The following is a 22,150-nucleotide window of genomic DNA, read 5'->3' on the forward strand; positions in this document are numbered from 1 at the left end:
TACTGAAACCTGGTTCACGCCAGACGAATTGGCGTGAACTGTTTCAGACTTGGAAATTGAGAAGACTGTGCTCATTTGAGCGACCTGCTTCCACCCCGTTACATCTTGCATTCAGCTGCGTAGTTGTCCTTGTAGTCGTTAAAGACCGTTTCAACGTATGATGTGGCGAACTGGCCGTCGTCACGCTTGACAACTTTGGTCAGGTAGAAGTCCTGAATTGGAAAATGGTTGTCGCCAAAACTGAATTCACCGCGCGGCGATGTGAACTTCGCGTCTTTCATGGCCGCACGCAGGGCGTCCTTGTCGGCCAGATTGCCATTGACCTTCTTGACGGCTGCGTCGATCAGCATGGCGGCATCATAGGCCTGCACCGCAAAAGTTGCCGGAATGCGCTTGAACTTGGCTTCATAAGCTGCGGTAAATTCCTTGGCCGGTGCTGATTCAAGATCCGGCGCCCAGTTTGAACCGGCGAAAAAGCCGACTGCTGCATCCTGTTGCGCGGGTAAAGTGGTTTCGTCTACGGTGAATGCCGAGAGAAATGGAGTTCCTTCGAGACCCGCCTGGCGATATTGCTTGACGAAATTCACACCCATGCCGCCAGGCAAAAAGGCGTAGACTGCGTCTGGCTGTTCCGCTGCGATCTGCGCCAGCTCAGCTGAATAGTCCAGCTGGCCGAGTGGCACGTATATTTCTTGCGCGACCTCGTTCTTATAGGAATGCTTGAATCCGGCGAGTGCGTCTTTACCTGCCTGATAGTTTGGAGCGATCAGGAAAACGCGCTGGTAATTCTGCTTTTCGGCATATTTGCCGGAAACTTCATGCATCTGGTCATTTTGATAGGACGTCACGAACAGATTGGGGTTGCAATCCTTGCCAGCCAGATTGGATGTGCCTGCATTGGTCGAGATCAGGAATGCGCCGGAATCAGTTGCCGGCTTGACGATTGCGTTCAGGACGTTTGAGAAAATCGGTCCGATAACGAAATCCACCTTGTCACGCTGGATCATCTGCTGGACCTTGTTAACACCGATATCGGGTTTCTGTTCATCGTCCTGGATGATGATTTCTGCATCAAGGCCGCCGAGCTTGTTGCCCAGCTTGTCCATGGCAAGCAAGAAGCCGTCGCGGGATTGTTCGCCCAGCAAGGCCGACGGCCCACTTAGCGTATAGATCAATCCGATCTTGATCTTGCCGTCTTCGGCCTGCGCGGTCGCGTTCCACATGGTTGCGGCGAGCAGCGCCAAGGCTACCTTCGTCGAAATTTTCATTGTTCCACCTCGATTGCAGATTTTTGCTTTATTTTCTTTTTCTTTCGCATTGTCGGACACAAACGGCTTCGCGCTTTTGCTGAAAGTGCTTAAGACCCGGCAGATGAACTCCCATACTTCTGCCGGGCGAACGCATTATTCTGCTGGCGCGGGCAAAAACTCAACCTCATGAGCCGGTGCGACGCGAACTATTTCGGCGGGATCACCGACATTATTAATGCGAACAAACAGATCCCACAGCTTTGCAGTCGGCGAAACCCAGAATACGCACTTCACCGGCTGTTCAGACTTGTTGAAAATGCCGTGCGAAACGTTACGCGGCAGGCAGACAAGATCGCCGGCTTCGGCGACAGCATCCTTACCGTCGAGCAGCAAGTCGAGGCGCCCTTCCAGCACATAGATGAATTCTTCCTGTGTGGTGTGAATGTGCGGCGGAACGAAGGTGCCGGGAGGAAAGGTTGCATGCCAAGACATAGAGCTTTCGCAAACATGCTTGGGCACATAGGTCTGCCCCAGAATATGCCAGACAACGCCGTCCACGGAGGAACCGGATTTTGTCACGTCAGCTTGAAGAACTGTCACTTTAATTCCTTTCACTCGATTTCAGACGCAAGTTTCAGGCCGAAGCCCGCGTCGCTTCCCGGTTAACTTGTTGTGTTGAAAAGCCAGCCTTTGTGGCATAGCCGTGAACAATTGCTTCACGCTCGGCAAAGCTGATGATGCCGTCCAGATCAGCAACACCGGATGGTGCGCGGCGTTCGACCTCATCGATGACGCCTTCCGGACCGCCCAGCCTGTTGAGGCGGACGATTTCAGCGGTGGCAGGCAAACGAATGGCCTGGTATGCCGCAAGTGCCGCGCGACCGTGTTCAGCGGCGGCCAGATGATCGGCGAGTGTGCGAGCGTCGATGATTGCCTGGCTCGCACCGTTGGACCCGACAGGATACATCGGATGAGCAGCATCACCGATCAGGGCCACCCGGCCGTCTGTCCACCAACGGGCGGGATCGCGGTCGCACATCGGATATTCGAAGAATGTATCGGTTGCCTTAACCAGCGCGGCAAGATCGATTACTTTGATGCCGAACTTTTCGACATGTGGCATCAGTTCTTCATGCGTGCCGAGACGGCTCCAGTCTTCTCGTTTCGGTGCAGGCGACCCGTCAGCGCCCGGACGATAGGTTACGACCCAGTTGTTGAGAATTTTACCGGGTGTCGAACCTTTAGCTATGGGGTAAAGTACCAGTTTATAAGTAAAGCCGCCCGCGACGATCATGGTGCGGCCATCGAGGAAGGGGTCGCTCTCAACTGCGCCGCGCCACATCATGACGCCATTCCATTTGAGTCCAGCTTCGTTCGGGAACATTTGCTGCCGGATGGCGGAGTGAATACCGTCGGCGCCAATCACAATGTCGCCTGTCTTTGAGACGATTTTCGACCCTTCAGCGAAATGCACCGTCGCAGAGCCTTCGTTCTGGGTATAGCGAACGCACCGCTGGTTCGCGACGATGCTGTCAGGGCCTAGACGTTCGATGACCGCATCATAAAGCAGTTTCTGCAAGTAGCCGCGATGGATCGAAAATTGCGGTACATCATAGCCTGCATCCATCCCGCGAGGCTCGCGCCAGACTTCCTGGCCCTGTCGCGTGGCATATATCAACTCACGCGTACGGATACCTGTGGCGTCCAATGCGGGTAGCAACCCGACCTCAGCGAGTTCGCGGATGGCGTGCGGAAGAACATTAATGCCAACGCCCAGTTCGCGGACTTCAGGCGCTGCTTCGAAAATCTGACAGTCAATGCCTCGTGCATGCAGCATCAGTGCCATGGTGAGGCCGCCAATGCCTCCTCCGACGATAATCACGTTCATACGCGGTTCCCTTTATTCGTGGCAGCTCTTTGGCGCCTGGGGACCACGATAAAAGCGGGAACCGCGCTGTCTATCACCAAATCGCCATTCCTAACAGAAAACCGCCAGAAACGCATTTTATGGCAAAATTTTCGTGGTGCTTGCGCTCTTCTCACATCGTGATAGTTTAATCTTCAAATAAAATGCTCTCTAAATGAGATACGGGGAATATCGTGATGCAGACCAACACCTATATGCACCGGCTTTCGCCGTCCATCGATTCGTTCCAGAACACCATGTCCGGGCTACTCAGGCCTTGCCGCATCTCCAAGAAATCAAGCCCGACCTATCGCACTGAAGTCGCGCACGGGCGCATGCGTCCCTTCGGTCTGACGGCAATCCGCATTGGTGGTCATGCGCGTATTGAGGTGGAGGCGCATAACGATATGACTTTGTTGCAGATTCCTTTGCAGGGCATCTTCGTTTCCCGTGACCGGCGGGGTGATGAACTCTTATATCAATCGGGCATGAACGCTCAGTTGGTTGATGCACATTCGGCGATCGACCTGGAATTTCATCCCTCAACGCGCATGTTGATCTTCAGTTTGAGTGACGCCCAGATCGATATTCTGGGGGGCAAAGAATTTATCGAGCAGTTTACTCATAACAAACGTGTCGTTTCCTTCGAGACTCTAGCTGGACGGGCCTTCTATCAACTGGCGCACTTCGTCATGAAGGAGATTGAGAAGGATAAGGAAGCGTTCTTCCATGGCGGCCTGTCGGAGCGGCTGGAGGATAGTCTGCTAGCATCGCTTGCGGCAGCCCTCGATAGGCAACTTTGCTCTAAGCCACAGATAAGTGCGGTTCCGAGCTATGTCCAACGCGCTGAAAAATTTATGCTCGACAATCTCCACAAGCAACTGACTTTGCAGGAACTTGTGGACGCGACCGGTACAAGCGCGCGAACCTTACACCGAACCTTCCGCAGCGTCAGGGGCAACACGCCGCTCGGCGTGTTCAAGAACATGCGATTGGATAAGGTGCATGCGGAGCTTGCTCGCGGATATGCTGGGCCCGGCGATATTACCCGTATCGCAATGGCATGGGCATTCAATCATATGGGCTTATTCTCAGCCGATTACCGCGAGCGCTTCGGCTATCTCCCATCAGAAACCGTGCGCCACTCTCATTGATGGTTCAATAGCCTCTGTCCCTCGCATTGGAGATCGTTCGCCGCTAAAAACAACCATAATTTGGTCTGAGGGGCAGGGTCGTCGAAGGCGAAAGTTTCAGGATTCGAGATCAGAAATTGCCGCGACGGGAAACCCTCGGGCGCTCATCTTGAGAAAAGTGACACAGGTTTCGGTTTTCTGCGCTGCTCCCAATGCTCGCAAGGTGCGTCAGCGAGATGGCTCAGAGGCGCTGCGCGTCCATGCGACTTCGTTGGCTGGATCCCGTCAACATGCTGTGGCCGGACCTGCAACTCATTGTGAGTTGTTTGGACGCCTTGCGACGAGGCGCCGCTTTCCCATTTAAGGTTCCTATTGAAAGATATAAGTCGCCATATATCATCAAACTGCCCTTTAAATTTATTATATATGAAGAGCTGCGACCAGTTCGCCAAAAAAACCAGAAACGCATCGCAGGAGCTTGCCGAATGCACCTTATATGCCTGCGCAGAGTCTTGCTGCATGTGTTCTGGTGCTGTTTATTGGACAGGGATCGGACGCGTTGTCAGAGCACGACCTATTGGGGCTCGCAGGTTTCCATCCCGAGAACCCGACTTTCGCGCTGCCATGTCGAGAGGTCTGTACAAGGGGACAGCGAAAAATCGGAGTAGTTGGGCCTTCGCTTGAAGATGAAGCAGCAGAACCTCATCGAGGGTTCTGGTGATGGGCAACATGTCAGTACATGTTGTTGATGTGACGAGTGGAATCGTCGCACAGGGCCTTGCCATCCGCGTCGTGCGTGTCGAAGGGTTAGATCGGCAATCGCTTTACTTGGGTAAGATTGAAGAGAACGGTCTCGCGTCTGGCCTGTCGGAACTTTTTATTCGAAAATCGATCTGCGAGGTTATTTTTGAGGTTGGATGTTACTACCGAAATGAGCGGTGCGAACTGCCAGAAATGCCTTTCCTGGACGAAGTCGTCTATAGGTTTGGTCTCGATGACCCTCAACAGCATTATCATTGCCCGTTCAAAATGACACCCTGGGGGTTCTCCTGCTTCCGTGGTGGTGCTTAGTGTCACGGGTGGCGCGACGTTGCTTAGCTCAGAAGGCCAACGTCGCGACATCAATGAAGACGGAACACGAGCTTGGCTGGCTGCACGACACCGCTGCAAATGTTCTCCTTCAGCAGGTTTCACGGTTAAAGGGGGTCAAGTGCGCAGACCTCTATCGCCATTCAATGATTGCCTGAAGAATGTGTTCGACCAAATCCCTTGATTGTACGTCGATTGCCACATTGCAATTCGGAGCCTGCATGGCCTGGATGTTTTCCAGTTTCTGAGTGGTCAGGCTGCGCATATCACATACCGTCATGCCACGGGTCGGACCGGCGCCAAGCGCGATCTCCACATGGCAATGTCGGTAGTTGATCATTTCAGGAGCAATGAAAGGAACGAGGGCGCAGGGGTCATGTAGTGAAGCAGTCGACAGGCCATGTACTTTTTTGAGGCTGTCGCGGAAGAAAGAGAACAGACCGCCATAAGCTTTGGCGACTGGACCGCCCGCCAGAAGCTTGTTGACATCGTTTTGCGTTACGCCAACTTGGCGAGTGACATTAAGGCCAACCATCCAGAGCGGGACACCGCTGCGGAAGATTATGTCGGCAGCTTCGGGGTCGCACCAGACATTGAATTCAGAGACGGGTGTCGTATTGCCGATCTGGGTCGTGCCACCCATGACGCTTATACCTCGAAGCCATTTTGTAAGACGAGGTTCCTTGCGTAAGGCCATGGCCACATTTGTGAAAGGACCGGTTGGTATGAGAACAAGTTCACCGCGGTGTTCACTTGCCATTTCGATTATGAAATCTACGGCATGGACGCCGATCACTTGACGGTCTGGGGAGGGCAATTCAGCTCCGTCCATCCCCGTCTTTCCATGGACGTCGCCTCCATGTCGCACAACGCCATTCAACGGACCTTCGCAACCGCGCGCGACGGGCACGTCGAGCCCGAGCAAGCTCACAAGCGACAGCGCATTCCACGTGGTTTTGTCAACAGTCTGGTTGCCGTACACGGTCGTAATGCCGACAAGATCCAGGTGTTTGGCGCCGTAGAGGATGGCGGTCGCATCATCATGTCCAGGATCACAATCTATCAATATCTTCTGCATTATATCTGCTCCTAGGACCAGCTTCTGGCCGCCGTCGAATTACGTGGGGTCAGCCGCGGTGCAATCGTAGCCGCCACGGGTTCTCGGCTTGGTTCATCGATTATCGCCCGTGTCGCAGCAATGGTGCTCGACACCATGGCCTCCAGGCACTGATCGATACTCGTTAAGTTAAAGGACGGCCATGAGGCGATGGCGGTGTTATCGTAGCCGACCACGATGAGGTCGTTGGGAATGGAGAGACCGAGCTCTTGCCGCGCGGTGTCCATTAGCGCGAAGGCCAAAACGTCGTTGGCGCAGAAGATAGCATCGGGTTTTTGAGCGAGGAGTTCGGCGGCTACTCGGCGGCCGTCATCGTAAGTGTACCGGGTCGAAGCATGCACGTCGCAACGATGTCCGAGATGCTCCAGCGTTTCGCGAAAGCCAAGTTCGCGTTCCCGACTGATGCGGGTACTATCCTCACCGCCGAAAAAGGCGAAACGCTTTCCACCACGTTCCACAAGGTGTTCGGCGGCTATAGCGCCGCCGGCTCGACTATCGCCAGCGACGGTGTGAACTGGAACCGGTCCGTCGTAACTGTTCATCAGCACAAGAGGCTTGCCACTGTGGCTGCAACTTTGCACGATTTCTGCATCAAAGGGGGCCGCAAGCGCGATCACTGCGTCTACCTGATAACTCGTCAACCGGTCGATAACGGCACCGGCACGGTCATCTGTGTTGCAGGCAAAGACCAGCGGCGCTAAACGCTGATGGCCCATCTCATCGATCAGCAGTTTCAAGGTGTGACTATGGTAGAGATTATCGAGGTCGGTTACCACGACACCCACAATACCTGTGCTTGAGTTTTTAAGGCCACGGGCAATAAGATTTGGTTGATAGTTCAACTGCCGGGCAGCAGCGAGGACACGTTCGCGTGTCGCCTCCGAAATTCTCGGGTCGCCGGCAAGCGCACGCGACACCGTGGAAGGGGAAGCCTTAGCCAGCGCCGCCACCTCAAATGTCCTGATCTTCTTGCTGTCATCAGCCATTTTTGCCTCTAAATTGCCAAACCGCCCACGGTCCGAAACTTGCCACTTGACTATCTAGCAGAGTTCATGCGTTCTTATGCAAACGTTTGCATAACATTGATGCACTGAGTTCGCGGAAGAAGCAACAACAAAAGCCGCCGCCAGAAAAACAACTGATGGGGATCGACATGAAGATTGGAAGACGTCAATTTCTCAAAGGCGCAGCTGGCGCCGCAGTACTAGGCTCTGTAGGAAGACTACATGCTCAGACGCCAGTCGCATTGTCTGTGCCATGGATGGGATGGCCAGAGGAGCAGGTGAGGCCGCTCATGGCGGCATTCGAAGCCACTTCGGGTGTTAAAGTGGCTGAAGAACGCCTTCCTATTGCTGAGCTGTTTCGGACTCTTGAGGTTCGTCTGAGTGCCCGCAGTATAACGCCGGACGTATATCTCGTTGATGGTCCCTTGACGGCATCTTACGCGGCGCGCGGTCATCTTCTCGATCTTGGATCGCTGGTAGCTGATGAGCGCGACCGCTACGTTCCGAGCACCCTCATCCAAGGAAGTTTTAAGGACAAGCTCTATTCATTGCCGCTCGGAACTTCGTCCCAACTCCTGTTCTATAATAAGAAGCTGTTTGCTGAAGCGGGGCTGGCCGAACCGTCCACCGACCCGGAAAAGCGCCTGACCTGGGAAGAGATTTTGGATATGGCGAAGGCACTAACAATTGCAGAGAAGTCGCAATTCGGCTTTGCCTTCGAAAACAGCAACCCGTACCAGTTGCTGCCGCTACCACAGAGCCGTGGAATCAAAGTAATCGGCGATGACGGGCTGACAGCCAAAGGTTTCGTCGACGGTGACGGCATGGTTGACGTGATGACATGGTACAGAGAACTGTTCCATACCCACAAGGTTTCACCCGTTGGCACGTTTCAGACTGGCGTAACACAGGAAATGTTCGGATCGGGTAAGCTTGCCATGATCGTTGGTGGCACTTGGAACCTGAGCGGCTTTGCAAAGTTCAAGGACCTCGATTTTGGAGTCGTATCACACCCCTATTTTAAGGGTGGAAAAGCAGCGACACCAACCGGGAGCTGGCACGTGGGCATCAACCCAAGAACTGCTCATATGGCACAATGTGAAGCTTTCGTGAAGTGGATGAGCACGCGGGACGCTATGAACCTATGGTTTGATCTTCGCCAGTATCCCCCGTCGATTAAGCAAATCTGGGATGAACGTGCTTCTACCACCTTTGTCGATCCCGTCTGGAAAATTGTCCAGTACGAATTAGCCAACACCGCGACTCCGCGTCCTCAGACCCCCGGTTACCGCGAATACGAGGAATTTCTGCGCACGGCCATTCAAGACATTCAGACGGGCGGCGATGTGAAGGGTAGTTTGTCTAAAGCAGCTTCAAGCGTTGATCGTGAGATGCGCAAGTATCGATGATCAGTTCAGCCGCAGCATTTGTGCTGCGGGTCTTCAGTTCGGCCCTCCATCGTGGTTCGCATGCAATGATATCTTCCCGTCTCACGCCATTCTTTTTCCTTGCGCCCGCGCTGATAGGGCTCCTCGTATTTCGTCTTGCCCCGATCGGGATCGCTGTCGCTGGCAGCCTCACTGGTACGTCATTAATGGGCGATCTGAGTTTCGTGGGCCTGGAGAACTTCAGCTATCTCCTGTCTGATCCTGAATTCTGGAGTTCTTTGCAGGTCACGTTGATCTTCAATCTGATTATCAACCCATTGCAACTCGCAATTGCCTTTGCGTTGGCTTTGCTGGTGTTCCAGCCTGGACGGGGGATTTGGCTTTACCGAACATTGCTGGTTTTGCCGATGGCCGTCTCGACTGGTCTCAGCGCCGTGTTGTTCGGACTTTTCCTCGACGTTAATCTGGGACCGTTGAACGGATTCCTGGAATGGATCGGTATCGGCGCGCAACCGTTCCATCGCGGACAGGACCAGGCGCTAGCCACATTGATTGGCATCGCCACCTGGAAGGGTGCGGGCTACTGGATGCTATTCCTGCTTGCTGGCCTTTATTCAATTCCTTCGTCGGTACACGAGGCGGCGCTCATGGACGGCGCGACCTCGTGGCAGCGCTTCCGTTTTGTTACGTTGCCGCTTATGCGCAAGCCGATGGCCTTCGTTCTGGTAGCAGATACCGCGATCAACTTTCTGTTTTTTGCGCCGGTCTATATCCTGACATCAGGTGGTCCGAGTGGTGCCACATCGGTACTAATGTACCAGGCCTATCTCTCAGCCTTCACTTTCTCAGACCTTGGCCGCTCGCTTGCTATCTCAACCATTCTGCTCGCGATAATCCTGGTCATCGTCGCCCTTGAACTGCGCCTTCTGCGCTCTCCGGAGGATCGCGTATGAGTGAATGTACAATCGCTCGCAACCCGCTGAGGGTGGCACTGCGTTATGGCATGCTTTCCGTGCTTGCGTTTGTCGTCGTCTGTCCGCTTGCCTGGCTTTTAATGGCTTCTTTGCGGCCGCAGGCGGAGATATTCCAGCCGGTATCTGACTTTGGCTGGCATACGCTGGTGCCGTCCAGCCTGACGTTGGACAATTATCTCGCTTTGCTGAAGGGCGATTTTCCGCTGGCGCTTCGTAATTCTTCGGTTGTGGCGTTGACGACTGTCGTGTTCGGCCTGCTCGTCAACGCATTGGCGGGTTTTGCATTCGCCGCGTTCGACTTTCGTGGCAAGAATCTGCTCTTTTTGCTGGTCATCGTCAGTTTCATGATGCCGTTCGAAGCGATCGTCATGCCACTATACGTGATGATTAACGCATTTGGATGGACCAACAGTTACAAGGCGCTCATCATCCCGGAAGTAGCGAACGGTATGATAATCTTTCTGTTTAGGCAGTTTTTCGCCTCGATTCCGAAGGATTTCTACGAGGCTGCGCGGGTCGACGGTGCATCCTGGCTTTATATCTGGGCCTTCATCGCCATGCCCCTTTCCTGGCCAACCATCGCAACATCCAGCCTCATGTTGTTTCTTGCTCAGTGGGATTCGTTTTTCTGGCCGGTTGTTGCTGCCAGCGATCCTAAATACGCGGTGGTGCAAGTCGCAATCGCCCGTAACATAAATTTCGAACAGAACGACTGGGGCGGCCTCTTTGCTTCGACCAGCCTGGCAATCGTGATCGGAACCATCCCTTTTCTCCTCATGCAGCGCTTCTACGTGCGCAGTCTGATATCTGGAGGCATCAAGTGAAATCTGCAAAAGAAGGCTCTCTGTTATGGCCACGATGAGTGTGCGCGATCTGCGCAAGTCCTTCGCATCGACTGAAATTTTACGTGGCGTCAGCCTCGATGTTGCTGACGAAGAGTTCGTGGCACTTGTCGGGCCCTCGGGCTGCGGCAAGTCCACATTGTTGCGGCTTATCGCCGGATTAGAAGAGGCAAGCTCAGGCGAGATATCGATCGCAGATCGTCCTGTGACGCGTCTCGCCCCGAAACAACGCGACGTAGCAATGGTGTTCCAAAACTATGCGCTTTATCCCCACTTGACGGTTCGGGCAAATATGGGCTTTTCGCTCAAATTACGCGGCGAAAATTCCGGCGAGATTGACAGGAAGGTGAAACAAGCCGCCGACATTCTAGGGCTTGCATCACTGCTTGATCGCTATCCCGGGCAACTGTCAGGCGGACAGAGGCAGCGTGTCGCGACGGGACGTGCAATCGTGCGTGATCCCGCGCTCTTCCTGTTTGATGAGCCGCTCTCCAACCTGGACGCGAAGCTGCGCGTTCAGATGCGTACTGAAATCAAATCTCTGCATATTCGGCTGCGCAGCACAATGATCTATGTTACTCACGACCAGATCGAGGCCATGACCATGGCTGACCGTATCGTCGTCATGCAGGCGGGCAAGATTGAGCAGACGGGTTCGCCACTCGAGCTATATGATCGTCCGGCCAATGCCTTTGTTGCTGGCTTCTTGGGCTCCCCCTCAATGAGCTTCATTGAAGGAAAGGTTAGTGGAGGCTCTGTAATTACGGAAGATGGTACACGGCTGCCCCTTCCAAACACTTCGAGGCAATGTCAGGACGGACAGCCGATCCTGTGGGGAATCCGCCCTGAAAACCTGATGATTGGCGGCAATGACCTGACCGCACGCGTTGAGGTCGTGGAGCCGACCGGCCCCGACACGCAGCTTTTGCTTCGTATTGCGGGGCAGCCAGTTGTCGCGGTCTTTCATCAAAGAATGACAGTTAGACCGGGTGATATCCTGCATGTGGTGCCCGATGCCGACTGTATACATATCTTCGACAAGACCAGCGGTTTGCGGCTTTAGGGCGCTTCGAACGTAGCGAAAAGCGGATCAGACGACGTGCCGGAAGGAGTGTTTTTTATCAGCAAATTCGACACAATTAAGGATCGGTGAAGTTACATCATTTCCGGTGTATCAATATGGGGAAGCTTGAAAAAAATTAACGGACCGGCATTTGATGTGGCAAATGAGTTGCTGATGCTTTGCAACATCGGCTAACACGTTAACAGGGGATTTCATGCTGCGCATCTGACACGGCTGCTCCTACCAGTAGGGAGGAACAAGCGCGTGTACGAAACATTGAATCTCTACCTAAGTATTGGACTCTCAGTTCTCCCAATCTTAGCAGCAACCGGCATCATTCTAATTCTCTTCAGGAAACTATCGCTTCTTACGGTAGTCCTTGCGTTGGCATTTGGCGGATTTTTATCGTGGTTCGTTTCTAAAAATCTGTTTGGCTTCAATGCCAAATGGCGCTGATCATGTAATTTCGGTTCACATAAGTGTTCCGAAAGTTGCTACACTTACCGGATTGGTTCCATCAAAATATTGAAGATTTCATCGCGGGCGGGGCGAACGTTCAGTGGAAGGCGATTAGTGTCCTGGAAATTGCGATCAGGAACACTGTATTTTGCGATGTAGGGTGTTGCCACTTTGGATTGATGTCGACATCTTTGACTTGTATATTTGACTCTCTCTATACAAGCCTCGCAATCCAGCGATCGCATTGGCGATCAAAACAGCGCAGACGCAGATTTTTGAATGGGAGCCAAAGTAATGAGGAAAGTCGCGCTACGCAGGATTGCTTTTATTGCCTCTATCTTGGTTCTGGGTATTTCCGTTACGAGCTGTGCAGAACGCTCGTGCAGGGATTGGCCGGGAACCTGCATCATTCAGTGAACTTAAGCTGGGTCAACGATCAGGTTTTCTCTACCAGCGGGCAGGCCAGGGACATAAAACTGCAGATCGATTATCTCCAGGAGAAATCTGCTTGTTACGCTGCGGCTCGGCCCGTTGATTGCTGGAAAAAAATAAGTCGACGCTGCTCCAAATCACTGCACGTGTTTAGGCTCGGCTCACTTGGCGACGATAGGGCTGCAGAAAAACGAATATTCCCCGACCATGAGAACCGGCAACATCTATTGCTGGATTGCGTCCTCACCCACGAAGACCTCTCGTCTGGACATTGACGATCTCTCTTGCCAACGCGATTCTGTCGCTTTCGGTTTCAGCACTCCTAGGTTGATACCAGATCGATAGCCAGTTGACGGCGCCCAGGACTGCCTTGGTCGCGATCGACACATCGACGTGGCGAATGCTGCCGTCTTCAATCCCCTCCCGAATGACTTGTTTGAACAAATCCTCGAAACGGCGTCTCACAGAAATAAGGTCGTTGAGCGTACGGCGCTGGTCTGGGGTGGTCGCCGCGAGCTTATGCATGTGAACGCCTTGCACCACGACCGCTTCAAAAGCGACGTTGTTCATCATGGCGAGCGCGTGCGCCATGAGCATCTCTTCAAGTCGGTGCAGTCCGGAACCGTTGAGCACCATGACGGGTTCAACGGCTTTGAACAGTCGATCCATGCCTTCACGATGAACGTCGAAAAAAAGATCTGTCTTTGATGAGTAGTAATGATAAATGCGCCCCTTCGTCGAGCCCATCCTGCGCGCCACGTCATCAATGCTAGTAGTTGAAAAGCCTTGCTCCATGAAGCACTGAGCGGCTGTTTCTAGGATGACGACATTCCCAGTACTGTCTGTTCGGTTATTTCGGCGGCTTTCAGCCATCTGCTACTCCAATTTTATGCGTAGATAAGCGGCACCTTAAGCCTAGCAAATTTCGACAGTAAAATGCCACTAGACAAACCCATGTTCAAGTGCATACTACCCGGTATGTTGTTGATTAGTGTGTCCATCGACCATTTTTCAACGCTCGGAGGATAATATTTTGGAACTAAGCCCGAATTCTGCAGCGTCGGCTTCCCCGGCAGGTATAGAAAGCGAAGTCCTTTATTCGGACTGGGTCAAGATCGATCAACAGCTTGTTGATCGATTTGCGGATGTGATTGATGATCAACAGTTCATTCATACCGACCCTGTGCGTGCAGCAAAAGAAAGTGATTTCGGAGGAACTATTGCACATGGTTTCCTGATCCTTGGTTTGTTGACCAAGCTCAGCCGCGCGGTTTTACCGGAAGCTACCACGGGTACTGTCGAAATCAATTATGGCTTCGACAAGGTCCGCTTCCTCGCTCCAGTGAGAGTTGGGTCATCTATCCGTGGTGTGTTCAGTTCGAAATCAATTCAGTCGAAGGGGAATGGTAAACTTCAGACCCTGAATGCGACTGTTGAAATCAAAGGCGAAGCCAAGGCGGCGCTGGTCGCTGAATGGCTTATTCTTACGGTAGGTTGAGGATCATAAAATGGCTATCTCCTTTGAAAATTCCGTCGCAATCATAACAGGCGCGGGGGGCGGGCTTGGACGTGCATACGCGCTCGAACTGGCAGACCGCGGCGCAAAAGTTGTTGTTAACGATTTTGGCGGCAGCCGCGACGGAAAAGGTGGCGCGTCTGAGGCCGCTGAAAGCGTCGTTGCAGAAATCAGAGCCAACGGCGGCGTTGCTATTGCAGACGCAGGCAACGTTACGAAATTCGAAGATATGCAGGCGCTTGCCAAGCGCGCAGTTGAGGAATTCGGACGCATCGATATCCTCATTAACAACGCGGGTATCTTGCGCGACAAAAGTTTTGCGAAGATGGAGATGGCTGATTTCCAGGCAGTGGTCGACGTGCACCTTTTTGGTTCAGCTAATGCAAGCCGCGCTGTTTGGGACATCATGAAGAGCCAGACCTATGGCCGCATCCTGATGACAACATCTACGTCGGGCGTCTATGGTAATTTCGGTCAGTCCAACTACGGAGCGGCGAAGGCTGGGTTGGTCGGCCTGATGAATGTCTTGCACTTTGAAGGCGAAAAGTACGGCATCCACGTCAACGCGATTGCGCCAACGGCTGCCACGCGCATGACTGGTGATGTACTTGACGAGGAGATGCTTGTACGTCTCGCACCCGAAAATGTCGTTCCGGCCGCTCTCTTTCTCGTCAGTGAACAAGCACCAAGTCGCACTGTTCTGCTCGCAGGAGCAGGTACAGTGTCCCGTATGGCGATTGTGGAAAGCGAGGGCATTTATCTGCCGAAAGGCGAGCGTACGCCCGAGGCGGTAGCCGCGGCTTTCACTAAAGTTGACGACTTGACCAGTTTTATTGAAACTGGGGCCGGGTTGGCGCATGTTGAACGCATCATCGCAAGGTCGAGGGCGCAAGAGGTTGTCAAATGACGACCTCACGACCCCGCCTGAAGGCCGAATCTCGTTCGGCTTTTCGAGAATTTTACGAAATGCAGACGCGCTGGAGCGATATGGACATTTATGGCCACGTCAATAACGTCGTCTATTTGCAATATTGTGATGCAGCATTGAACCGGTCATTGATCGCCGCCGGCGCTCTGGAGCTGAATGGTTCCACGCCAATTGGTGTAGTGGCGCGCAATTCAACAACCTATTTTTCCGAGATTTCATATCCTGGTAATATCGTCGTTGGGGTTCGCGTCGAGCACATCGGTAACACGAGTCTGCTTTGGGGCTTTGGCATTTTCAAGGATGGTGAAGAATTGACGGCTGCCGCAAGCGAATATGTGCATGTCTATGTCAACCGAGAAACCCGACGGCCAGTTCCGCTTACCACGGAACTTAAAGAATTAGCCGCAAGGCTTTACGTTCAAGGATCGGTGGAGGTATTGTGATGAGAGAAGCTGTAATCGTATCAACGGCTCGGACGCCTATTGGCAAAGCCTATCGCGGAGCTTTCAATGATACCACAGCTCCCGCGCTGGCGGGACATGCAATTGCGGCGGCTGTCGAGCGCGCAGGCATCGATGGAGCTGAGATTGAGGACGTCGTCATTGGCGCAGCGCTTCAGCAAGGAACGACCCACATGAATATCGCACGCACATCGTTGCTGCGGTCGGGTCTTCCTGCCTCAGTTCCTGGCCAATCGATGGATCGTCAATGCGCGTCTGGGTTGATGGCTATCGCAACTGCTGCCAAGCAGATTACGGGCGATGGCATGATGATTACCATTGGTGGCGGCGTTGAGCAGATATCCCTGGTGCAAAACGAGCATATGAACGTGCATCGCTGGAACGATGCGTGGCTGACTGAGCGTCTTCCTGCTACTTACATGAGCATGATCGAAACGGCTGAGATCGTTTCTGCGCGCTATGGCGTCTCACGTGAGGCGCAAGACGAATATGCACTGCAGTCACAGCAGCGTACTGCTGCGGCCCAGTTGGCGGGACGGCTCGACGCCGAGATTGTACCCCTTCGGTCGATCATGTCGGTCAAAGATAAGGTTTCAGGTGAGGTTTCGGCGAAACCCGTCGAACTGACCAGGGACGAAGGTAACCGGCCCGATACCACATTGGCGGGTTTGGCGGGACTGAAACCGGTTTTTGCCGGCGGCCAGACAATCAGCCAAGGTGGTTATGTTACCGCTGGCAACGCCTCGCAACTATCTGACGGAGCGTCCGCATCTGTTCTTATGGAAGCGAAGGAAGCGGAAAGACGTGGTCTTTCTCCGCTCGGCATTTATCGCGGGATGGCTGTTGCTGGATGCGAGCCTGATGAGATGGGCATTGGCCCGGTATATGCCGTTCCGAAACTTTTGAAGCAACATGGTCTGACGGTCGATGATATCGATCTGTGGGAGTTGAATGAGGCCTTCGCAGCACAGGTTCTTTATTGCCGCGATAAGCTTGGCATTGATAATGAGAAACTCAATGTGAATGGCGGCGCTATTTCGATTGGTCATCCTTACGGAATGTCTGGTGCGCGTATGACGGGGCATGCGCTCATTGAGGGCAAGAGGCGTAACGGGCATTATGTAGTAGTCACCATGTGCGTTGGCGGCGGCATGGGCGCTGCAGGCCTTTTCGAAATTTGTTGAGTCAAAAAGGGCCGATTTATTCGGCCTTTTTACGGTATTAACGGCGGTTTTGATTAATATGCGGCCTGATAAATCGTCAGCGCATCAGCCTCAGTTACCTTGCGCGGATTGTTGACCAGAAGGCGGGTCTGTTTCACTGCATCGCGCGCAAGCTTGGGCAGATCATCTTTCGCAATATTCACGTCGCGCAATCGCTGGGGCACTTCAAGTTCACGGCTAAGCTCCGCCAGCCTTTCTACAAAAGCTTCTCCCCGCAATTCCGCAGATATAGCGCCGAGTTCGGGAAAGACATCTGTCGCAATTTCCGCGTAGACATGGCTCGCCTCCGGGAGATTGAACCGCAGCACATGCGCAAGCACGAGCGCATTGGATAAACCATGCGGGACATGGAAATGCCCGCCAATCGGATAGGCCAACGCATGAACAGCCGCAACCGGCGAATTGGCGAAAGCTTGGCCAGCGAGCAGTGAGCCGAGCAGCATGGCAGCCCGTGCGTCGCGATTTTGTCCTTCAAAGACCGCTGTACGGATATTGGCACCAAGCAGTTGCAGGGCATTGCGCGCCAATGAACGAGACAAAGGGTTATTGTTGGAGGAAGCAGACGTGTATGCTTCGATGGCGTGCACCATTGCATCAATGCCGGTGGCAGCTGTTACCGCTGCTGGCAAGCCGACAGTCAAGTCAGCATCGAGAACTGCCATATCTGGAAGCAGAAGGGGCGAGACGACCCCCTTCTTTTCGGACGCTCCAGTTGTGATGATCGATATGGGTGTAACTTCCGACCCTGTTCCTGCCGTTGTTGGAATTAAAACGAGCGGCAAGCGCGGCCCGCGTGCGATATTGACACCATAAATGTCGTTCAGCGCTTCACCGCTCTTTGCAAGCAGTGCCGCAACCTTTGCAACATCCATCGAGGAGCCGCCGCCGATGGCGAGGACGCCAGTAGTTTCATGCGCTACAATCTGATCCTTCAGGGCGATAACATTGCTTTCGGGCGGGTCAGCCTGCACATCATCAAAAATTGAAATGGCAATCCCTGCCTGCTCCAAGGCTTTTGTCGCAGGGGTAAGCAGCCCAAGGTTTCGCAACCCTTTGTCGGTCACGACCACAACGCGCTTGCCCAACAGATGCCCGGCAATCTCGACAATCTTTGTCAGGCCGCCGTTTTGCAGGACGATTGATGGCGTTGTGTTGAATACGAAGTTTTCCATGATGTCTGGGTCTTTCGAATAATAGATAGTGGGCGTGCGGAGTTCAACTTGCCCGCGTCACTCTCAGCTCGCGATCGACCGTGTTTTCGGTAACTCCTTCGCTACGCAAAACATGTTTCTGGATTTTGCCACTGGAAGTCTTTGGAAGAGATTCCTCAATCCGTACATATCTTGGTACCATAAAGCGAGGCAGCCGGCCTGAAAGAAACTCGAGCAATTCATCCGCAAAAATCTCCTCCCCTTCCACCGGTGTAACGACGATCAGGACTTCGTCTTCGCTCAATTCGCTCGGAACAGCTATTGCTGCGCATTCTTTGACACTATCGTGGAAAAGTACTTCTGCCTCTAAAGCGAAAGACGATATATTCTCACCTCGTCGCCGAATTACGTCTTTTAGGCGATCAACAAAAAAATAGACCCCATTTTCGTCTTTGCGGAAGCTATCGCCGGTGTGAAACCAGCCGTTGCGCATGGCTTCGACTGTGGCTTTCGGATTGTTGTAGTAGCCCTTCATTAAAGCCCAGGGGCGGTCAGAGCGAATGACCAGCTCACCTGCATTGCCGTCGGGCACTTCGATATCGTTTTCGTCAACGACGCGTAGCTGATACCATGGACGCGGCTTGCCCGCGATGCCCTTTTGTGTAATGCCGGGCCCAGCAACCAATGGGCTCGCAATCTCGGTCATGTTGTAGATAGTCCATGCTTCTACGCCAAATCTCTTTGCGAATAATGGGCCATCTTCTCCAAATGGAGTAATGAAGGCGCGGCGCAGCGGGTGGTTCCGATCATCCGGTGATGCAGGCTGCTTTAAGAGGAAGCTGGCCATTACACCCAACAACAGACAGTAGGTCGAGTTCGTTTCCCGAACAGCCTGCCAGAAATGTTGGGTTTTAAACTCGCGCATCATGCCAATTGAAAGTCCGCGCGCCAGCATCGCATAGACATAAAGTGTAGAGCCGCAATGGAAGATTGGACCGCAAATCATACAGCGATCCGCTTCATCCACGCAATCAAAGGCGTCAGGCCCCATCGTAAAAAGCTGGACATACGAGGTTATGACACCCTTGGCATTGCCCGTTGTGCCTGACGTGTACATTATTGCAAGCGTGTCCCAGGGTTCAATCGGCGTTTCGAGGGAGAGCTCAGCCTCGCTGACCGTACTAACATCAGTCAGAGGTAGGATTTCCACATCAGCAATTGAGTGATTTTTCCAGCCTTCAACCACCAAAACTTTCTGTAATTTTCCAGGAGCGACGTCATGCAGCCGGTCTATCAGATCGGCCTGTGCGACCATGAGCGCCGCGTCCGCGTCGTTGAGAATATGCTCCAATTGACGTCCGAGGGCGGCGGTATTTATCGGAACATAGACAGCGCCAATATAGCAAATTGCAAACCATGTAGTGAGCAAGTCCGGACCATTGCCCATAAAGCAGAGGACGTGATCGCCACGCTTTACGCCATGGGATTGCAGAGTAGCTGCTCGTTGTCGAACGCGGTCTCGGGTCGTCTTGTAATCCCATTCTGTCGATGGCCAAAAATGTACGAATGGTGCCGTGGGGCGCTCCGTTGCGTGCTTATCGAGAAGATAGCGTAATACGCAATGGTTACGGTTAAGCGCGCGCTGGTCTGGCGTCATGTTGTGTGTTCCTCCTACCCTGGCCGGAACTAAACCTCAAAAGAGGCCAGTTGCAAACCCATTCGGAATATGCAACATACTCGGTAGTATGTCAAAGCGAAAACATCTAGGATGAGGGAAATGGCCATAGTCGATATCAAAAGCGAGGGAGCCATTGCGGTGGTGCGCTATGATCGTGGCGGCAAGGCCAACGCTCTCAATGAAGAATCGATTAATGAGCTCATACGAGCGGCGGATGGTTTATCGGCCGACGATAGCGTCCAGGTCGTTATCATTACCGGCACTGAAAGCCGTTTTTCAGGTGGAGTAGATCTTAAGGACGATAATCTATGGCGCAATGATGCCGATGCTACATCTCGTCATCGGGCTATGTCGCTCGGTGGCGTCATGTGTGATCGTTGGCGTTTGTTACCGCAAATCACAATTGCAGCTGTCGAAGGGCCAGCTGTGGGTGGCGGCGGAATTCTGGCCCTTGCCGCAGATTTTCGCGTTATGGCTCAGGGTGCCTTCTTTCAGTTTCCAGAAGTCCGACTGGGCATGACACTGGGCTGGGGCGGACTTCCCTTGTTGTCATCGCTTATAGGCCCGACACGCGCGAAGCGTGTGCTGTTTGCCAATGAGCGGATTGGCGAGCATGACGCGCTCAATATGGGTCTTTGCGACAAGATTGCTCCATTGGGCGGTGCGGTCGACGCCGCAAAAATTTTTGCGCAGACAATCGCTGAATGCTCGCCGTTGGCTTTGCGGATGACAAAAAGGGCTCTTGATCAGCAACACCGCGGCAACTGGGCTGCGCCTTATGAAGCAGATCAGTTTTATCTGGCGAGGTTGATTGCGGAAAGCAACAGCCAGTCGGGTTAACACCGTTATTACTTTGGGAGGAGGAAAACCATGATTATGAATTCAAGGATGCTCATTGGTGCGCTTGCCGCAATGATGCTTGCGAGCCCAGCTTTAGCGGAGCCCGTTCGACTGGGCGTACTGACCGATATGTCCGGTATGAACTTCGACCTTGCGGGGGACGGCTCAGTCGTTGCCGCTAAGATGGCAGTAGAGGATTTTGGGGGCAAGTTGAATGGCGAGCCGATTGAAATCATCGTTGGCGACCATCAAAATAAGCCGGATATCGGTTCCACTCTGGCGCGCAGCTGGATTGATGAGAAGAACGTAAAAGCCATTATCGACGTGCCAACATCGTCGGTTGCGATGGCCGTCCAGGAAATAACACGCAACAAGGATGTGGCATTTCTTGCATCTACTGCGGGCTCCTCGGATCTGACGGGGAAAGCTTGTTCTCCGACAACGGCGCAATGGACCTGGGACACTTATTCTCTGGCTAATGGCACTGGACGCGCCATGACGCAGGAGGGCGGTAAGAAATGGTACTTTATTACGGTCGACTATACGTTCGGTCATGCCCTTGAGCGAGATACCGCAGAAGCAGTCAAGGCAAGTGGCGGGGAGGTGGTGGGCTCGGTTCGTCATCCGCGCGAAACCACTGACTTTTCTTCTTTTCTGCTTCAGGCCCAAGCTTCAGGCGCTGATGTGATTGCGCTCGCAAACTCTTCGGGCGATACGATGACCGCTCTCAAGCAGGCCAGTGAATATGGCGTTACTGAGGGCGGGCAGAAGATTGCGGGTATGTTGCTCTTTCTCTCGGACGTCCACAGCGTCGGCCTCGAGACTGCAAAAGGCCTGACACTGACGACTGGCTTTTACTGGGATTATGATGACCAGACACGCAACTGGTCGAAGCGATTTGGCGAACGCATGAACGGCAAAATGCCGACAATGGTACATGCCGGAGTTTACTCAGTCGTTATGAATTACCTAAAGGCCTCTGAGGCGGCAAAATCGACAAGTGGTAAAGCGGTGCTCGACAAGATGCGCACGATGGATATCAACGATTTCTTCGCCCGCAATGCCAAGCTGCGAGCTGACGGCCGAATGGTGCACGACATGTATCTTGTTCAAGTCAAGTCGCCAGAGGAATCCAAGGGGCCGTGGGATTACTACAAGGTGCTTCGCACCATTCCGGGCGACGAAGCATTCCGTCAACTCGATAAGGGCGGCTGTCCTCTGGTCACGCAGTAAGAGGCTGATGGCATGAATACAGCAACCCAAAATACTACGGCTCTGCAAGAAGCAGAGCCGTCGAGGATTGTTCTTTCTGCTCGTGGGCTGGGCAAGTCGTTTGGCGGCTTTCATGCGGTGAAGAATGTCGATCTTGATGTAGAGCACGCCCGCGTTCATGCCCTGATCGGGCCAAATGGTGCAGGCAAGACGACCGTTTTCAACCTGCTCACCAAATTCCTCCAGCCGACAAGCGGCGAGATTACGCTTCTTGGCGAAAACATCACCAAAACCAACCCTGCCAAGGTAGCGCGGATGGGTCTGGTGCGCTCGTTTCAGATCTCCGCAACCTTCCCACATCTGACGGTGCTGGAAAACGTGAAGGTCGCGCTTCAACGCCCAAATGGTCTGGCAACGCAGTTCTGGCGTTCGCTGTCTGCACTGGATCAGCTCGACGCAAAAGCGATTGATCTTCTTGAGCGCG

21 protein-coding genes and 1 pseudogene are annotated in these 22,150 nt (G+C 53.4%); 14 read left to right on the forward strand and 8 right to left on the reverse strand.

What is annotated here, in order from left to right; genetic code table 11:
• Window positions 1–98: 98 nt before the first annotated feature.
• From QSJ70_RS22425 to QSJ70_RS22435, 3 genes are all read right to left on the reverse strand, one after another.
• Window positions 99–1,268, reverse strand: a complete 1,170-nt coding sequence (locus tag QSJ70_RS22425) for an ABC transporter substrate-binding protein (protein ID WP_285539779.1) — start codon at window positions 1,266–1,268, stop codon at window positions 99–101.
• Window positions 1,269–1,403: 135 nt separating this feature from the next.
• On the reverse strand, window positions 1,404–1,850 hold the full coding sequence (locus QSJ70_RS22430) for a cupin domain-containing protein (protein WP_215781349.1): 447 nt from the start codon (window positions 1,848–1,850) through the stop codon (window positions 1,404–1,406).
• Between the two features lie 34 nt (window positions 1,851–1,884).
• Window positions 1,885–3,138, reverse strand: a complete 1,254-nt coding sequence (locus QSJ70_RS22435) for a flavin-dependent oxidoreductase (RefSeq protein ID WP_215781350.1) — start codon at window positions 3,136–3,138, stop codon at window positions 1,885–1,887.
• Between the two features lie 215 nt (window positions 3,139–3,353).
• Here QSJ70_RS22435 and QSJ70_RS22440 point away from each other — a divergent pair, with 215 nt between their 5' ends.
• From QSJ70_RS22440 to QSJ70_RS22450, 3 genes and pseudogenes are all read left to right on the forward strand, one after another.
• Window positions 3,354–4,310 carry a helix-turn-helix transcriptional regulator gene (locus tag QSJ70_RS22440; protein WP_285539782.1) on the forward strand — a complete coding sequence of 319 codons (957 nt, stop codon included), beginning with the start codon at window positions 3,354–3,356 and terminating at the stop codon, window positions 4,308–4,310.
• 456 nt (window positions 4,311–4,766) lie between these two features.
• A pseudogene (locus tag QSJ70_RS22445) lies at window positions 4,767–5,010 on the forward strand (tRNA-specific adenosine deaminase); the annotation flags it as partial.
• 8 nt (window positions 5,011–5,018) lie between these two features.
• Window positions 5,019–5,360, forward strand: coding sequence for a hydroxyisourate hydrolase (locus QSJ70_RS22450; protein WP_285539784.1), 342 nt, complete (start codon window positions 5,019–5,021; stop codon window positions 5,358–5,360).
• A gap of 151 nt (window positions 5,361–5,511) precedes the next feature.
• On the opposite strand, the gene QSJ70_RS22455 is transcribed toward QSJ70_RS22450, so the two are convergent.
• Both QSJ70_RS22455 and QSJ70_RS22460 read right to left on the reverse strand, forming a co-directional pair.
• A complete protein-coding gene (locus tag QSJ70_RS22455) occupies window positions 5,512–6,456 on the reverse strand; it encodes a nucleoside hydrolase (RefSeq protein ID WP_285539786.1) in 945 nt (314 codons plus the stop codon).
• Between the two features lie 11 nt (window positions 6,457–6,467).
• Window positions 6,468–7,481: a LacI family DNA-binding transcriptional regulator gene (locus QSJ70_RS22460; RefSeq protein ID WP_285539788.1), complete on the reverse strand. Its 1,014-nt coding sequence runs from the start codon at window positions 7,479–7,481 to the stop codon at window positions 6,468–6,470.
• 308 nt (window positions 7,482–7,789) lie between these two features.
• Between QSJ70_RS22460 and QSJ70_RS22465 the strand changes: the two genes are divergently transcribed.
• From QSJ70_RS22465 to QSJ70_RS22480, 4 genes are all read left to right on the forward strand, one after another.
• Window positions 7,790–8,908, forward strand: coding sequence for a sugar ABC transporter substrate-binding protein (locus QSJ70_RS22465; protein WP_285539791.1), 1,119 nt, complete (start codon window positions 7,790–7,792; stop codon window positions 8,906–8,908).
• Between the two features lie 65 nt (window positions 8,909–8,973).
• Window positions 8,974–9,840: a carbohydrate ABC transporter permease gene (locus QSJ70_RS22470; RefSeq protein WP_285539793.1), complete on the forward strand. Its 867-nt coding sequence runs from the start codon at window positions 8,974–8,976 to the stop codon at window positions 9,838–9,840.
• Window positions 9,841–9,890: 50 nt separating this feature from the next.
• The gene (locus QSJ70_RS22475) at window positions 9,891–10,685 is read left to right on the forward strand and encodes a carbohydrate ABC transporter permease (protein ID WP_285539795.1); all 795 of its coding nucleotides are present in this window, start codon (window positions 9,891–9,893) and stop codon (window positions 10,683–10,685) included.
• Between the two features lie 25 nt (window positions 10,686–10,710).
• Complete coding sequence (locus QSJ70_RS22480; protein ID WP_285539797.1) at window positions 10,711–11,766, forward strand: ABC transporter ATP-binding protein; 1,056 nt, start codon at window positions 10,711–10,713, stop codon at window positions 11,764–11,766.
• A gap of 1,134 nt (window positions 11,767–12,900) precedes the next feature.
• Here the strand turns inward: QSJ70_RS22480 and QSJ70_RS22485 are convergent.
• Window positions 12,901–13,530 (reverse strand): TetR/AcrR family transcriptional regulator, encoded by a 630-nt coding sequence (locus tag QSJ70_RS22485; protein WP_285539799.1) that lies wholly within the window; start codon window positions 13,528–13,530, stop codon window positions 12,901–12,903.
• A gap of 160 nt (window positions 13,531–13,690) precedes the next feature.
• Here QSJ70_RS22485 and QSJ70_RS22490 point away from each other — a divergent pair, with 160 nt between their 5' ends.
• The 4 genes from QSJ70_RS22490 to QSJ70_RS22505 are packed head-to-tail and all read left to right on the forward strand — an operon-like array spanning window position 13,691 to window position 16,746.
• Complete coding sequence (locus tag QSJ70_RS22490; protein WP_215781369.1) at window positions 13,691–14,155, forward strand: MaoC family dehydratase; 465 nt, start codon at window positions 13,691–13,693, stop codon at window positions 14,153–14,155.
• Between the two features lie 10 nt (window positions 14,156–14,165).
• Complete coding sequence (locus QSJ70_RS22495; protein WP_285539803.1) at window positions 14,166–15,080, forward strand: SDR family NAD(P)-dependent oxidoreductase; 915 nt, start codon at window positions 14,166–14,168, stop codon at window positions 15,078–15,080.
• Complete coding sequence (locus QSJ70_RS22500) at window positions 15,077–15,544, forward strand: acyl-CoA thioesterase (protein WP_285539805.1); 468 nt, start codon at window positions 15,077–15,079, stop codon at window positions 15,542–15,544. Before QSJ70_RS22495 ends, QSJ70_RS22500 begins: the two co-directional genes overlap by 4 nt.
• The gene (locus tag QSJ70_RS22505) at window positions 15,544–16,746 is read left to right on the forward strand and encodes an acetyl-CoA C-acyltransferase (RefSeq protein ID WP_215781374.1); all 1,203 of its coding nucleotides are present in this window, start codon (window positions 15,544–15,546) and stop codon (window positions 16,744–16,746) included. Before QSJ70_RS22500 ends, QSJ70_RS22505 begins: the two co-directional genes overlap by 1 nt.
• Window positions 16,747–16,799: 53 nt before the next feature.
• Here QSJ70_RS22505 and QSJ70_RS22510 read toward each other — a convergent pair whose 3' ends face one another.
• Window positions 16,800–17,957: an iron-containing alcohol dehydrogenase gene (locus QSJ70_RS22510; RefSeq protein WP_285539809.1), complete on the reverse strand. Its 1,158-nt coding sequence runs from the start codon at window positions 17,955–17,957 to the stop codon at window positions 16,800–16,802.
• 43 nt (window positions 17,958–18,000) lie between these two features.
• Window positions 18,001–19,593 (reverse strand): AMP-binding protein, encoded by a 1,593-nt coding sequence (locus QSJ70_RS22515; protein ID WP_285539811.1) that lies wholly within the window; start codon window positions 19,591–19,593, stop codon window positions 18,001–18,003.
• Between the two features lie 120 nt (window positions 19,594–19,713).
• On the opposite strand from QSJ70_RS22515, the gene QSJ70_RS22520 reads away from it, so the two are divergent.
• From QSJ70_RS22520 to QSJ70_RS22530, 3 genes are all read left to right on the forward strand, one after another.
• Window positions 19,714–20,454, forward strand: coding sequence for an enoyl-CoA hydratase/isomerase family protein (locus QSJ70_RS22520; RefSeq protein WP_285539813.1), 741 nt, complete (start codon window positions 19,714–19,716; stop codon window positions 20,452–20,454).
• A 30-nt stretch (window positions 20,455–20,484) separates the two neighbouring features.
• Window positions 20,485–21,687 (forward strand): ABC transporter substrate-binding protein, encoded by a 1,203-nt coding sequence (locus tag QSJ70_RS22525; RefSeq protein ID WP_215781382.1) that lies wholly within the window; start codon window positions 20,485–20,487, stop codon window positions 21,685–21,687.
• 12 nt (window positions 21,688–21,699) lie between these two features.
• Window positions 21,700–22,150, forward strand: a 451-nt coding sequence (locus QSJ70_RS22530) for an ATP-binding cassette domain-containing protein (protein ID WP_285539816.1), incomplete at its 3' end; no start/stop codon positions are given.

Origin of the sequence: Brucella sp. NBRC 12950, from assembly GCF_030268145.1 — a bacterium.
Lineage (GTDB): Bacteria > Pseudomonadota > Alphaproteobacteria > Rhizobiales > Rhizobiaceae > Brucella.